The organism is Amycolatopsis dongchuanensis (assembly GCF_039542405.1).
Classification (GTDB): domain Bacteria; phylum Actinomycetota; class Actinomycetes; order Mycobacteriales; family Pseudonocardiaceae; genus Amycolatopsis_E; species Amycolatopsis_E sacchari.
The window spans coordinates 15,698-28,536 of sequence record NZ_BAABIB010000143.1 but is presented as its reverse complement, the minus strand read 5'-3'; the positions used below and the strand labels follow the sequence as shown (position 1 = coordinate 28,536).

At 72.1% G+C, this 12,839-nt stretch carries 15 protein-coding genes; 9 read left to right on the top strand and 6 right to left on the bottom strand.

Annotated elements, in window-relative coordinates:
- Positions 1-617 precede the first annotated feature (617 nt).
- Positions 618-1,247: an Rv3235 family protein gene (locus tag ABFX51_RS34230; RefSeq protein ID WP_346056241.1), complete on the bottom strand. Its 630-nt coding sequence runs from the start codon at positions 1,245-1,247 to the stop codon at positions 618-620.
- Positions 1,248-1,347: 100 nt separating this feature from the next.
- Here ABFX51_RS34230 and ABFX51_RS34225 point away from each other — a divergent pair, with 100 nt between their 5' ends.
- Positions 1,348-1,731, top strand: a complete 384-nt coding sequence (locus tag ABFX51_RS34225; protein WP_346056240.1) for an HAD-IA family hydrolase — start codon at positions 1,348-1,350, stop codon at positions 1,729-1,731.
- Here ABFX51_RS34225 and ABFX51_RS34220 read toward each other — a convergent pair.
- Positions 1,700-2,467 carry a TrmH family RNA methyltransferase gene (locus ABFX51_RS34220; protein WP_346056239.1) on the bottom strand — a complete coding sequence of 256 codons (768 nt, stop codon included), beginning with the start codon at positions 2,465-2,467 and terminating at the stop codon, positions 1,700-1,702. The two genes, ABFX51_RS34225 and ABFX51_RS34220, sit on opposite strands and share 32 nt — an antisense overlap.
- A gap of 28 nt (positions 2,468-2,495) precedes the next feature.
- Here ABFX51_RS34220 and ABFX51_RS34215 point away from each other — a divergent pair, with 28 nt between their 5' ends.
- Genes ABFX51_RS34215 through pruA form a run of 3 tightly spaced genes read left to right on the top strand, consistent with a single transcriptional unit; the run spans position 2,496 to position 6,019 of the window.
- Entirely contained in the window at positions 2,496-3,893 is a 1,398-nt protein-coding gene (locus ABFX51_RS34215; protein ID WP_091513776.1) for a WS/DGAT/MGAT family O-acyltransferase, read from the top strand.
- Entirely contained in the window at positions 3,890-4,381 is a 492-nt protein-coding gene (locus ABFX51_RS34210) for a DUF6912 family protein (RefSeq protein WP_091513779.1), read from the top strand. The genes ABFX51_RS34215 and ABFX51_RS34210 overlap by 4 nt, the downstream gene beginning before the upstream one ends.
- A 9-nt stretch (positions 4,382-4,390) precedes the next feature.
- The gene (gene pruA, locus ABFX51_RS34205) at positions 4,391-6,019 is read left to right on the top strand and encodes an L-glutamate gamma-semialdehyde dehydrogenase (protein WP_346056238.1); all 1,629 of its coding nucleotides are present in this window, start codon (positions 4,391-4,393) and stop codon (positions 6,017-6,019) included.
- Here the strand turns inward: pruA and ABFX51_RS34200 are convergent.
- A complete protein-coding gene (locus ABFX51_RS34200) occupies positions 6,001-6,729 on the bottom strand; it encodes an alpha/beta fold hydrolase (RefSeq protein WP_346056237.1) in 729 nt (242 codons plus the stop codon). The genes pruA and ABFX51_RS34200 overlap by 19 nt on opposite strands.
- Before the next feature lie 63 nt (positions 6,730-6,792).
- On the opposite strand from ABFX51_RS34200, the gene ABFX51_RS34195 reads away from it, so the two are divergent.
- On the top strand, positions 6,793-7,794 hold the full coding sequence (locus tag ABFX51_RS34195; protein WP_346056236.1) for a helix-turn-helix transcriptional regulator: 1,002 nt from the start codon (positions 6,793-6,795) through the stop codon (positions 7,792-7,794).
- On the opposite strand, the gene ABFX51_RS34190 is transcribed toward ABFX51_RS34195, so the two are convergent.
- Both ABFX51_RS34190 and rsgA read right to left on the bottom strand, forming a co-directional pair.
- Complete coding sequence (locus ABFX51_RS34190) at positions 7,779-8,615, bottom strand: SCO4651 family lipoprotein (RefSeq protein WP_346056235.1); 837 nt, start codon at positions 8,613-8,615, stop codon at positions 7,779-7,781. The genes ABFX51_RS34195 and ABFX51_RS34190 overlap by 16 nt on opposite strands.
- 36 nt (positions 8,616-8,651) lie before the next feature.
- The gene (gene rsgA / locus ABFX51_RS34185) at positions 8,652-9,644 is read right to left on the bottom strand and encodes a ribosome small subunit-dependent GTPase A (protein ID WP_346056233.1); all 993 of its coding nucleotides are present in this window, start codon (positions 9,642-9,644) and stop codon (positions 8,652-8,654) included.
- 89 nt (positions 9,645-9,733) lie between these two features.
- On the opposite strand from rsgA, the gene ABFX51_RS34180 reads away from it, so the two are divergent.
- Positions 9,734-10,489 (top strand): SOS response-associated peptidase, encoded by a 756-nt coding sequence (locus ABFX51_RS34180; protein WP_346056231.1) that lies wholly within the window; start codon positions 9,734-9,736, stop codon positions 10,487-10,489.
- An 82-nt stretch (positions 10,490-10,571) separates the two neighbouring features.
- Positions 10,572-11,180: an alpha/beta hydrolase family protein gene (locus tag ABFX51_RS34175; RefSeq protein WP_346056230.1), complete on the top strand. Its 609-nt coding sequence runs from the start codon at positions 10,572-10,574 to the stop codon at positions 11,178-11,180.
- Here ABFX51_RS34175 and ybaK read toward each other — a convergent pair.
- Complete coding sequence (gene ybaK / locus ABFX51_RS34170; RefSeq protein ID WP_346056229.1) at positions 11,177-11,653, bottom strand: Cys-tRNA(Pro) deacylase; 477 nt, start codon at positions 11,651-11,653, stop codon at positions 11,177-11,179. The two genes, ABFX51_RS34175 and ybaK, sit on opposite strands and share 4 nt — an antisense overlap.
- 208 nt (positions 11,654-11,861) lie before the next feature.
- Between ybaK and ABFX51_RS34165 the strand changes: the two genes are divergently transcribed.
- The gene (locus tag ABFX51_RS34165; RefSeq protein WP_177228909.1) at positions 11,862-12,503 is read left to right on the top strand and encodes a sigma-70 family RNA polymerase sigma factor; all 642 of its coding nucleotides are present in this window, start codon (positions 11,862-11,864) and stop codon (positions 12,501-12,503) included.
- Positions 12,500-12,820, top strand: coding sequence for a mycothiol system anti-sigma-R factor (rsrA, locus tag ABFX51_RS34160; RefSeq protein WP_091513798.1), 321 nt, complete (start codon positions 12,500-12,502; stop codon positions 12,818-12,820). The genes ABFX51_RS34165 and rsrA overlap by 4 nt, the downstream gene beginning before the upstream one ends.
- Positions 12,821-12,839: the final 19 nt, after the last annotated feature.

Genomic DNA, 12,839 nt, shown 5'->3' with positions numbered 1-12,839 from the left:
GGCGCCGCGGCGGCCGGCGGAGGCGCGGCGGCCGGCGGAGGCGGCACCCGGCGCGAGCGCCGAGCCGCCGCCCGCGCGGACGCGAAGCGGAGCAAGAAGGGCAACCGCTGAGGTCTGTTGCCTCGGTGCGCTGAGGGGCCCTCCCCGGGTGGGGAGGGCCCCTTTGTCGTTGGGGTGGGGTGGTTGGTGGGGGTTGGGCCGGGCCTAGTGTGGCGGGGCTCGTCGGCCGTGGACGCCCGGCGGGGCGTGCCGGGAGGCCGGGGCTGCGGGGCCGGGCCTGCGGGGCCGGGCCTGCGGGCTGGGTTCAGTCGACAGCAGGCTGCGGTCCCGCAAACGACCGGCGTGAGCGGTCCATCCAGCGATCTCGCTGGGGCAACCGCCGATCCGGCTGCGGAAACGGCTGCTCGGGGCGCCGCCGAGCCACCGCTGCGGCGGGCCCCTCACGTCCACCCCGGTGGCCGGTGCGCCCGGTCCAGCCCCGCGTGCTGCGGCGCCCAGGCCCGGCCCTCGCCGCGCTGCAAGCCCGCTTCAGCCCCGCCCCTGCTGGGGCACCGGGCCCCCACCCCAGCCCCACCGGCCGTCCGGCGGGAGCCGCGCCCCCACCGGACGGCCCGAACTCACCGATGTTCCCCCGATCGGGGGGAACGGCCGGGGCGGAGGATGTCGAAGAAGGTGCAGCGCCAGCCGGCGTCCGTGAGGTCGAAGCGGGCTGTCACGGCGTACGTCCTGGTCGCCGTTGTTGCGGTCGCTGTGGCTTCCCACGTCGTCGGGGTCACTGGGCACGCCCGGACCCGTTGCACGGTGAACCTGACGCTCGGCACCGGCGGGCGCAGGCCGAGTTGTGCGTACAGCTGAGCGCTCACCAGGCCCTGCACGTGGCTCAGCGCCCGCCGCCCCGTCCGCACCTCCAGCACCGCGTTCAGCACCGACCGCATCTGTGCGGCCGACAGCACCGCGCCGGCACCCGGCGACGCCCCGCTGTCGCCTCCAGCGCCAGCCACGGCGCCGTCCGCACCGCCCGGCATGGCGCCGTCCGCACCGCCAGCCACGGCGCCGTCCGCACCGCCAGCCACGGCGCCGTCCGCACCGCCCGCCATGGCGCCGTCCGCGGGCACCGCAGGAGCGCCGGTGCGCGCCTCCGGGATCCGCGCCGCCCCCAGCTCCAGCCGCAACTGGCCGCCGACCTCGGCGAAGCGGTGCAGGTCGCGCAAAGGTTCGTACTGTTTGAGCGGAATGATCGTCCGCATCGTCCCCCCAGGATGTGTGGCAACTTCCACCCTTAAGGAGGGCCGCGGGGATCCGATCCGGTCAGGATGGACCCGACTCAGTGACGACTATCGTCGGATCATGCTGAGCGGATTGGTCGTCGACTACGCGGGCGTGCTCACCGATCCCGACGCCGCCGACCTCTTCACGACCATCGACCGGCTGCGCGAACGCGGCGTGCGGACCGCGCTGCTGTCGAACGCTGCGGGCGGCGGGACCGCGAAGGCACGCCTCGGTCGCTGGTTCGACGCGCTCGTGTTCTCCGGCGAGGTCGGCCACGCCAAACCCAGCCCGCAGGTCTACCTGCTCACCGCCGACCGCCTCGGCCTGCCCGCCACCGCCTGCGTCTTCGTCGACGACTCGCGCCGCAACGTGGACGGGGCCGTGGCGGCCGGCATGGTCGGCGTGCACCACACGTCCGTGCCCGCCACGCTCACCGAGCTGGCCGCGCTGTTCCCCGCCTGACCAGGTCGAAGCACAGCACCGCGGCCGCGGCCGACACGTTCAGGGACTCCACGTCGCCCGGCATCGGGATCGTGAGCCAGCCCGTCAGCAGCTCCGCGACGTCGTCCGAAACCCCGCCGGTCTCGCCGCCCAGCACGAACGCCGCGCGCGACGGCAGCTCCGCCTCGAACAGCGGCTCACCGCCGGTGGCGCCGAGCCCGTACAGCCGGTACCCCGCGTCCGACAGCATCCCCGCCGCCTCGGCCGCCGTCGCGCAGCGCAGCACCGGCGCGCGGAACGCGACGCCCGCGGAAGCCTTCACCACCAGCGGATCCAGCGACGCCACCCCGCGCCGCGGCACCACCACGCCGTCGATCCCGGCGGCGGTCGCGGTGCGGAGGATCATCCCGACGTTCGCCGGGGTCGTGATGCCGTCCAGCAGCAGGACCCGCGGCGGCAGCGGCGCCTTCGCCAGCGCCGTCGCCAGCGGGCGCATCCGCGGCGCGACGACGTCCGCCAGCACGCCCTGGTCCTGCTTGCCGTTGCCCGCCAGCACCTTCACGCGGTGCGCGCTCGCCCGCTGCACCGGCACCCCCGCCCTGCGCGCGGCCTGCACGATCTCCGGCGCACGGGCGTTGTCCGCGAGGATGATCTTGTCGACCCGCAGCTCCGGGTCGTCGAGCGCCTCCAGCACCGGCTTGCGGCCGTACACGGTCAGGAAGCGGTCCTTCGGGGACACAGTGTTGGTTTCGCGCACCAGACAAGGCTAGTGACAGGATCGGCTCATGCCCGACCGGCTTTCCGCGCTCGACGCGTCGTTCCTCTACCTCGAGGACGCCACCACGCCGATGCACGTCGGTGGCGTGGCGGTGTTCGAGCGCCCGCGCGAGGGCTTCGACTTCGAGCAGCTGCTGTGCCTGGTCACGCAGCGCCTGGGCTACCTGCCGCGGTACCGGCAGCGCGTGCTGAACGTGCCCGGCCACCTCGCCAGGCCGGTGTGGGCAGACGACCCGGACTTCGACCTGAACTACCACGTCCGCCGGTCCGCGCTGCCCGCCCCCGGCCGCGAGGAGCAGCTGTTCGACCTGGTCGCGCGGCTGATGGCCCGCCCGATGGACTCCGAACGCCCGCTGTGGGAGGCGTACTTCGTCGAGGGCCTGGCCGGTGACCGCGTCGCGCTCGTCACCAAGACGCACCAGGCCGTCGTGGACGGGATGGGCTCGGTGGAGCTGGGACAGCTGATCCTCGACGCCACGCCCCAGCCCTGCGAGCCGTACGAGGACACGTGGGTGCCGCGCCGGATGCCGTCGGCCGCGCAACTCGTGCTCGACGCCCTCAGCGAAACCGTGCGGCAGCCGGGTGAGCTGGTCGAGAACGTGCGGGCCTTCGTCGGGGACGCCGCCGCCACCGCGGGCAAGGTCGCCGACGCCGTCGGCGGTGTCGTGCGCGCGCTCGCCCGGCCGGCGCCCTCGGGGCCGCTGAACACGCACGTCAGCGGCGGCCGCGTGTTCGCCGTCGTCCGCACCAAGCTCAGCGACTACCGCGCGGTCCGCGCCCTGCACGGCGGCACGGTCAACGACATCGTGCTCGCGGCGCTCACCGGTGCCCTGCGTGAGTGGCTGCTGTCGCGCGGTGAGACCGTGCAGGCCGAGACGGTGTTGCGAGCGCTGGTGCCGATGGCCGTGCTCGAACCCGGCACGGTGGAGTTCTCCCCGGCCGGGCTGGTGAACAACCAGGTCGAGGCGCACCTGGTGGACCTCCCGGTCGGCGAGCCGGACCCGGTGCTGCGGCTGCAGCACATCAGCCACGCCATGCGCCGCTACACCGACTCCGGCCGCTCGGTCGCGGCGCGTGCCATGCTGAAGGTGGGCGGGTTCGCGCCGGCGACGATGCACTCGCTGGCGGCGCGGGCCGCCGGGTCCTTCTCCGGCCGCATCTTCAACCTGGTGATCACCAACTCGCCGGGGCCGCAGCAGCCGCTGTACGCGGGGCAGGCGAGGATGACGGAGATGTACCCGGTGATCCCGCTGGCGCGCAACCAGGCGCTGGCCATCGGGGTCACGTCCTACGCCGGAAACGTCTACTTCGGCCTGAACGGCGACCGCAAGGCCGTGTCCGACGTGGGGAACCTGGCCGCGATGGTCGAGGATTCGCTGGACGAACTGAAGGGGACGCACTGGTGAGGGTCTATCTGCCCGGGACGATCGGGATGCTGCGCAGGCTCGTGGCCGAGGGCAAGCTGCAGCCGCTCGGCGGCACCGGGTTCGCGCTCACCCCGGCGCTGCGCGAGTCCTACGTGAGCGGCGACACCGAGGAGCTGGAGTACGCGGCCCTGCTCGACGCCGCCCGCGCCTCGCTGCGGCTGATCGGGGATGACGAGAAGGAAGTGGCGCGCCGGGTCGTGATCTCGGTGGACGTGGACAACGCGACCCCGCGCCCGGATCTGGACGCCGCCGTGGTGAAGCTGTCCGGGCCGATCGTGCTGGACGACGTCGCCGCGGTGCACGTGGACACCGAGGAGGCGGAGGACGCCGTCCGCGCCGCCGCCGCGGTCATCGACGCCGCCGACCTCGGCGACCTGGACGCGGAGTTCGCGCTGGGCGAGGCCGAGGACCACGAACTGGCCTGGTACGCGCCCCAGGAGCTGCCGTTCTTGTTGGAACTGCTTTAGCGTGGAGGCATGGACGCCGTCACGAACGTGCCCCAGCCGTCGAACGAACCCGTCCTGACCTACGCCCCCGGCACGCCCGAGCGCGACTCGCTCCAGCGGCGGCTGGCGGAGCTGGCGGCTGAGAAACACGAGCTGCCCCAGACCATCGGCGGCCGGCGGCGGCTCGCGGGCGGGGAGGCGTTCGACGTCGTCGAGCCGCACGACCACGGGCACGTCCTGGGGGTGTCCGCGCAGGCGACGCCGGAGGACGTGGCGGACGCGGTCGAGGCCGCGAAGCTCGCCGCGCCCGGCTGGCGGCAGCTGCCCTTCGACGAGCGCGCCGCGATCTTCCTACGGGCGGCGGACCTCATCGCGGGCCCGTACCGCGACACGCTCAACGCCGCGACGATGCTGGGACAGTCGAAGTCGGTGCAGCAGGCCGAGATCGACGCCGCGTGCGAGCTGATCGACTTCCTGCGCTTCAACGCGCACTACGCCCGGCGCATCCTCGCCGAGCAGCCGAACTCGGTGTCGGGCAGCTGGAACCGGATGGACTACCGGCCGCTGGACGGGTTCGTCGTCGCGATCACCCCGTTCAACTTCACCGCGATCGCGGGCAACCTGCCCACCGCGCCCGCGCTCATGGGCAACACGGTGGTGTGGAAGCCGACGCCGACGCAGCAGCTCGCCGCGCACTACACGATGCAGGTGTTCGAGGAGGCCGGGCTGCCGCCGGGGGTGGTCAACCTGGTGACCGGCGACGGCCGCGCGGTCAGCGAGGTCGCGCTCGCCGATCCCGGGTTCGCCGGGCTGCACTTCACGGGGTCCACCGCGACGTTCAAGCTGTTGTGGCGGCGCATCGCGGAGAACCTCGACACCTACCGCAGCTACCCGCGCATCGTCGGCGAGACCGGCGGCAAGGACTTCGTCGTGGCGCACGCGTCGGCGAACCGCGAGAAGCTGCTCACCGCGCTCGTGCGCGGCGCTTTCGAGTACCAGGGCCAGAAGTGCTCCGCCGCGTCCCGGGCGTACGTGCCGCGATCGTTGTGGGACAACGGTTTCCGTGACGAGCTGGCGGACCTGACGCGCACCGTCGAATACGGCGACGTCAAGGACTTCTCGTTGTTCGGTGGTGCCGTGATCGACGCGCGGGCGTTCGCGAAGCACCGCAAGCTTCTGTCCGAGGTGGACGGTGATCCGGCGATGCACGTGCTCGTGGGCGGGCACTGCGACGACTCGGTCGGCTACTTCGTCGAACCCACGGTCCTCGTCGCGGAGGACCCGGCGCACGAGGTGTTCTCCACCGAGTACTTCGGCCCGATACTCGCCGTCCACGTGTACGAGGACGGCGAGTACCAGCGCATCCTGGAGCAGGCGGACACGGTTTCGCAGTACGCGCTGACCGGCGCGGTGTTCGCCGACGACCGCGTCGCGATCCAGCAGGCGCACGAGGCGCTGCGGTTCACGGCGGGCAACTTCTACGTCAACGACAAGCCCACCGGCTCGGTGGTCGGGCAGCAGCCGTTCGGCGGTTCGCGGGGTTCGGGCACGAACGACAAGGCCGGCTCGATGTTCAACCTGCTCCGCTGGACGAGCCCGCGCTCGATCAAGGAGACGTTCGACGCGCCCGTCGGCATCCGCTACCCGCACATGGGCTGAGCCTCGTCGAGGATCGCGGCCAGCTCACCGGGCTGGTCGAGCATCGGCCAGTGGGAGCCGGGCAGGTCGCGGTGCGTCCAGCCGCCCTCGCGCATGTGCTGGAAGGCGGGCACGCTGTCGGCCATCGCGTGCACCTGCTCGACCGTGAAGCTGCACAGGACGTGCAGCCGCGGGACCTTTTCCCAGTCCCCGCCGAGCCGGACCGGCGTGGTGGCCGTGGCCCAGGGCTGCGGGGTGGACTGCCGCTCCAGCTCGTCGGCGGGCAGGCCGGGCGCGACCTCCCGCCACGCAGGCGGGGGCAGCCGCCAGCCGTCACCCTCGGTGCGGACCAGTTCGGCGTCGTGGGCCTGCTGGTCCGGCGGGGCCAACTCGGCCTGGGACATGCCGTCGGGCAGCGGACCGGTGTCGACGAACACCAGTTTGCCGATCCGGCCCGGCAGCCGGTCAGCGACGGCGGGGATCACCGCCGCGCCGGCGTAGCTGTGGCCGACCAGCACCACGTCGTGCAGGTCCTCGTACCGGATCAGCTCCAGGACGTCGGTGATGTGCGTTTCGAGGTCGGTGTCCGGGCGCGCGAGGTGGGCGCGTTCGCCGAGACCGGTCAGGCTGAGCGGGTGGACGTCGTGGCCCCGACCGCGCAGGTCGGCGGTGACGGCACGCCAGGCGCGGGCGCCGAGCCAGAAGCCGGGAACGAGCACGTAAGTAGCCATACCGGAGACGTTAGGAGTGATACCGGGCAGAAACCGCCCGGTATTCACGGCACAATTTCCGGTATGACCAGACCCACCGCCCGCGTGCTCGCGTTGCTGGAGATCCTGCAGACCGGCGGCACGCGCACCGTGGCCGAACTCGCCCACCGCCTCGGCGTGGACGAACGCACCGTACGCCGCTACGTCAGCCACCTCGTCGACCTGGACATCCCGGTGCGGTCGACGCGGGGCCGGTACGGCGGCTACCGCCTCGCCCCCGGCTACCGGATGCCGCCGCTGATGCTCACCGACGAGGAGGCGCTCGCCGTGCTGCTCGGGCTGGTCGCCGGACGGCGGGCGGGCCTGGTGACGACGTCGGCGGCCGCGATGGAGAGCGCCGCGGCCAAGCTGCGGCGGGTGCTGCCCGAGGCCCTCGGGCGCAGGCTGGACGCGTTGCTGGACACCGCCGACTTCACCGCCCCGGCCAGGCCCGTGGTCAACGCGGAGACGCGCGTGCTGTTGACGCTGGCGGAGGCGGCACGGCACCGCAACCCGGTCGCGCTGGCGTACACGGCGTGGAGCGGCAGGCGCAGCGAGCGCACCGTGCACCCGTACGGGATCGTCGCGCACTCCGGGCGCTGGTACGTCACGGGCGCGGACTCGGACAGCGGCGAGGTGCGCACGTTCCGGCTCGACCGCGTCGAAAGCGCATCCGTGCTGCCGGGAACGTTCGAAGTGCCGGAGGGCTTCGACCCGGCCGCGCGAGTACTGGCGGGCCTGGCGGAGGTGCCGTACACGCACGAGGTGTCGGTGCGGATCCTGGCGCCGGCGGAAGAAGTGCGGGCGCGGATGCCCGCCGGGGTCGCCGCGGTGGAGGAGGGCGACGGGGACTGGGTGCGGCTGCGGCTGCGGGCCGAGCGGCTGGAGTGGGTCCCGTCGGTGCTGGCGTGGCTGAACAAGCCGTTCGAGATCGAATATCCGGAGGAACTGCGTGAGCACGTCAAGGCGCTCGCGGACCGGCTGCACGCGTGCGTGGCCGGCGCCCGCGACGCGGACGCCGGCCAGGGAAGTCAGTTGGGCAGCTGAAGCTCGCCGACCTCGTCGGCGGGCGGTGTCTGCACGTCGACCGGGGTTCCCCAGTCGCTGTACTTCATGGTCATCTTCAAGGTCTGGGCGCTCGCGGGCGCACCGGCGGCGACCATCATCGGCGACATGTCCTGGAACACCTGGACCGGCAGCTGATCACGGTCGAGCCACAGCTCGGCGGGCAGCTTGCCGACCTTGTCCTTGATCTGCTCGAGCTGTTCGAGCGGCATCTGCGTGCCCCGGTACCGGTCCATCGCCTTCGCGAAGTCGATGTCGATCCAGTAGTGGGTGACCGGCTTCCCGTCGAGCGTGGTCTGCTCGCTGCGGGTGATCGTGCCGGCTTCCTGGATCTGCTGGAGCGTCTTGCTCGGGTCGTTCTGCTGCGCCTGCGCGGCACCGAGGGCCTTCGCCGTGTCGCTGTCGGCGGGCACCTTCCCCCACGGCTTACCGCCGGGGACGCGGGCGCGCAGCTGCTCGGGCAGGCGGATGTAGAGGGTGTTGCCGACGTACCGCAGTTCCTGGTCCATGCCGCCGACGGTCATCGACATCTGCATGGTGGTGTTGTCACCGTCGAAGGTCCCCGCGCCCTCGGCGGTCATCGTCTGGCCGGCGACGTCCATGTCCATCGAGAACTTCGCCGACTTGGCCTTCTCGGTCTGGCTCGTGGCGGCCCGCACCAGTTCCTGCGCGTTGCTGAACAGCGGCGAGTTCCCGGCCGCGGCCGCGTCCCCGTTCGCCGTGCCGGTCACCGGACGCTGTCCGCACCCGGCCAGCGTCAGTACCAGTGCCAGCGCGCCCACGGCCAGCATGGGTCTTTTCATGTGCAGCCCCTTCGTGAAAAAGACGTGAAGTGGCGCTCATGTTTCCAGACCGGCGCGCGACGCCAGCAACCGGCGCAGCGATGGCAGCCTGCGCTTTTCCGGCACCTCGTCGAGCATGCAGTCCGGGTCCTCGGGCGGGCCGAGGTGCCCGCAACCTGGGGGGCATTCCTCCGCGGCCTCGGTGAACTCCGGAAACGCCGACACGATGTCGTCGGCGGTGATGTGCGCGAGGCCGAACGAGCGCACCCCGGGTGTGTCGATCACCCAGCCGTTTCCCCCCGGCAGGGGGAGGGCCACCGCGGCGACCGACGTGTGCCTGCCCTTGCCGACCGCGCTCACCTCGCCGGTCGCGAGCGCGGCGTCGGGGACCAGCCGGTTCACCAGTGTCGACTTGCCGACACCGGAGTGCCCGACGAACGCCGACACCCGCCCGCGCACGGTCGCGACGAGCTCCTCGGACTCCTGGTCGTGCCGGGTGACCAGCGTGGGCACGTCCAGCTCGCCGTAGCGGGCCAGCAGGTCGTCCGGGCTCGCCAGGTCCGCCTTCGTCAGGCACAGCACGGGCTGCAGGCCGCCCGCGTAGCAGGCGACGAGGCAGCGGTCGATGAACCCGGTGCGGGGCGGGGGATCGGCCAGCGCGGTCACGATGAGCAGCTGCTCGGCGTTGGCGACGACGACCCGTTCGTACGGGTCGGTGTCGTCGGCCGTGCGGCGCAGCACGCTCGACCGCTCCTCGACGCGCACGATCCTGGCGAGCGTGTCCGGTTTGCCGCTGACGTCCCCGACCAGCCCGACCCGGTCACCGACCACGATGGGCGTGCGGCCCAGTTCGCGCGCCCGCATGGCGGTCACGAGCTGCTCGGGGTCGCCGTCCACGGCACACGTCCACCGGCCCCTGTCCACGGCGACGACCATCGCCGGGACGGCGTCGGCGTGCTCGGGGCGGCGCTTGCTGCGGGGGCGGGAGCCGCGTCCGGGCCGCACCCGGACGTCGCTTTCGTCGAGCCTGCGCCAGTCCCTGCCTGCCAAGCCGGTCCTCCCTCTGTGTCAGCCCCACAGATGATCCCCGATGTGTGCCACGATGGGTTGTCCGAGTACCCGCGTGAAGGAGCTGGCACATGTGCGGGCGCTATGCCGCGACCAAGAACCCCGCTGACCTGGTCAAGGAGTTCGACGCGGTCGACGAGACGGACGGGCGGGCCAGGGAGGCCGACTACAACGTCGCGCCCACCAAGAACGTGGTCACGGTCGTGCAGCGGCACCCGCGTGACGCCGACGGGCACGTGCTGGAGGAGGAGCCCGCGGTGCGCAGCTTGCGCGTGATGCGCTGGGGGCTCGTGCCGTTCTGGGCGAAGGACCCCTCGGTCGGCAACCGCATGATCAACACGCGGGCGGAGACGGCGACGGAGAAGCCGGCGTTCCGCAAGGCGCTCGCGAAGCGCCGCTGCCTGGTGCCCGCCGACGGCTGGTACGAGTGGCGCAGGACCGGCAAGAAGAAGGAGCCGTTCTTCATGACCGGCGAGGACCTCGCGTTCGCCGGGATCTGGGAGAGCTGGCGGGACCCGAAGGACGACAACGCGGACCCGCTGATCACGTTCTCGATCATCACCACGGACGCGATCGGCAGGCTCACCGACATCCACGACCGGATGCCGCTGCTCATGCCGAAGGACCGCTGGGCGACCTGGCTCGACCCGGACCGCGACGACGTGGGCGAGCTGCTCACCCCGCCGAGTGAAATCGTGGACACCCTCGAACTCCGGCCGATCTCCGACCGCGTGAACAACGTCCGGAACAACGGTCCGGAGCTGCTGGAACGCGTCGAGGAGGGACAGGCCGACCTCGACACGGCCCTGTTCGACCTGCCCCGATGAGGACTGCTCGCAGGTCCGAATCATCGGGCACCATGCTGGCAAACGGCACTGCCGCGGCTTGCCGCGTCCGACAAGAGGCCGCATGACGACGATCGAGATCGACACGCCCCACGGGCCCGCGCGCGTGGAGATGCACTGCGCGGAGGAGGCCCAGGCCGTCCTGCTGCTCGGGCACGGCGCGGGCGGCGGTATCGACGCGAAGGACCTCGTCGCCGTCACGCGCGCGGCGCAGGCCGTCGGCGTGGACGTGGCACTGGTCGAGCAGCCGTACCGCGTCGCGGGCCGACGGGCGCCCGCCCCGGCGAAGCAGCTGGACGCGGCGTGGCTCGCCGTGGCCGAGGAGCTGGGCGAACGGTTCGACGACCTGCCGCAGGTCTTCGGCGGCCGCTCCTCCGGCGCCCGCGTCGCGTGCCGCACGGCCGCCGAGGGGCAGGCCGCGGCCGTGCTGTGCCTGGCGTTCCCCGAGCACCCGCCGGGCAAGCCGGAGAAGTCGCGGCAGGCGGAGCTGGACGCGGTCGAGGTGCCCACGCTCGTCGTGCAGGGTGAGTCGGACCCGTTCGGCCGCCCGGAAGCGGGCCCGCACCACGAGGTCGTGGTCATCCCCGGCACGCACGCACTCGACAAGGACCTCGACGGCCTCGCGAGGATCACGTCGGAGTGGCTGACCCGGGTCCTGCGCCCGCTGTCCTAAGCGGCGATCGCGGCGACCTTCGCGCCGGTCAGGCGGACGAGGTCGGCAGGCGCGAGTTCCAGTTCCAGGCCCCGGCGGCCCCCGGAGCAGAACACGGTGTCGAAGTTCTCGACGGAAGAGTCGATCACGACGGGCAGGCGGCTGCGCTGCCCCAGCGGCGAAATCCCGCCGAGGACGTACCCGGTGGCGCGTTGCGCGGCGGCCGCCTCGGCCATCTTCGCCCGCTTGCCGCCGGCCGCCGCGGCCAGCGCCTTGAGGTCCAGCTGGCCGGTGACCGGGACGACGCCGACCGTCAGCTTGCCGTCGACGTCCGCGACCAGCGTCTTGAACACCCTGGCGGGCTCCACCCCGAGCGCCTCGGCGGCCTCCATGCCGTACGACTCGTGCTTCGGATCGTGCTCGTAGGTGTGCAGCCTGTGCTCGACGCGCTGCTTGGCCAGTACCGCGGTCGCCGGAGTTCCCTTGCCTGCCACGGCGCCGGAGCCTAGGCGATCACTACGCCGAACGGGGAATGACATCCGGGGTGGAGCCGTTATGCGGGGTGTGATGACGAAGCTTGCTCGTCCTGTCGGCAGGGTCCAGGGGGACGTCACCCGCCCCGGTCGGCCCGCCGTGCCCGGCCAGGCCAGAAGCCCCCGCGTATCCTCGAAGCTGTCCTACGCTTCCGGGGAAGGGAAAGGTTTGCCGAGCACGCCGAACGACGCGACACCCGAGTCTGCCGCTGCCACCGGGCAGGAGCAGGCCGACGAGCGCGCCGAGCGCTTCGAGCGCGACGCGATGCCGCTGCTGGACCAGTTGTACTCGGCGGCCATGCGGATGACCCGCAACCCGGCCGACGCCGAGGACCTGGTGCAGGAGACCTACCTCAAGGCGTACGGCGCGTTCAACTCCTTCAAGGAGGGCACGAACCTCAAGGCCTGGATGTACCGCATCCTGACCAACACCTACATCAACGGCTACCGCAAGCGTCAGCGGCAGCCCGTGCAGCAGCCGACCGAGGAGATCACCGACTGGCAGATCGCCCAGGCGGAGAGCCACACGTCGAGCGGGCTGCGGTCCGCCGAGGTCGAGGCGATGGACCGGCTGCCGGACAGCGACGTCAAGCAGGCGCTGCAGCAGCTGCCCGAGGAGTTCCGCCTGGCGGTCTACCTTGCCGACGTCGAGGGTTTCGCGTACAAGGAAATCGCCGAGATCATGGACACCCCGATCGGCACCGTGATGTCCCGGCTGCACCGCGGCCGCGCCCAGCTGCGGAACCTGCTCGCCGACGTCGCGCGTGAGCGTGGCTTCATCCGGAGTGCTCAGCAGGAGGTGGCGCAGTGACACCGAGTGAGCCCGAGTCCGGCAAGGACGAGGTCAAGTGCGAGGAGGCGCTCGCCGAGATCTACCTGCTCCTGGACCGCGAGTGCAGCCCGGAGCGGGACGCGGAGCTGCGGCGGCACATCGAGGACTGCCCTCCGTGCCTGGAGGAGTACGGCATCGACGAGGCGATCAAGCAGCTGCTCGCCCGCAAGTGCGGCGGTGACCTGGCGCCGGCGGAGCTGAAGCAGAAGCTGCGTGCGTCGTTCCGTAAGACGGTGCAGGTGAGCGGCGGGGTGACCGTCGAGCGCACCGAGGTGAGCATCGAGCGGCACGACTGAGTCTGTGACGCGGAAAGGC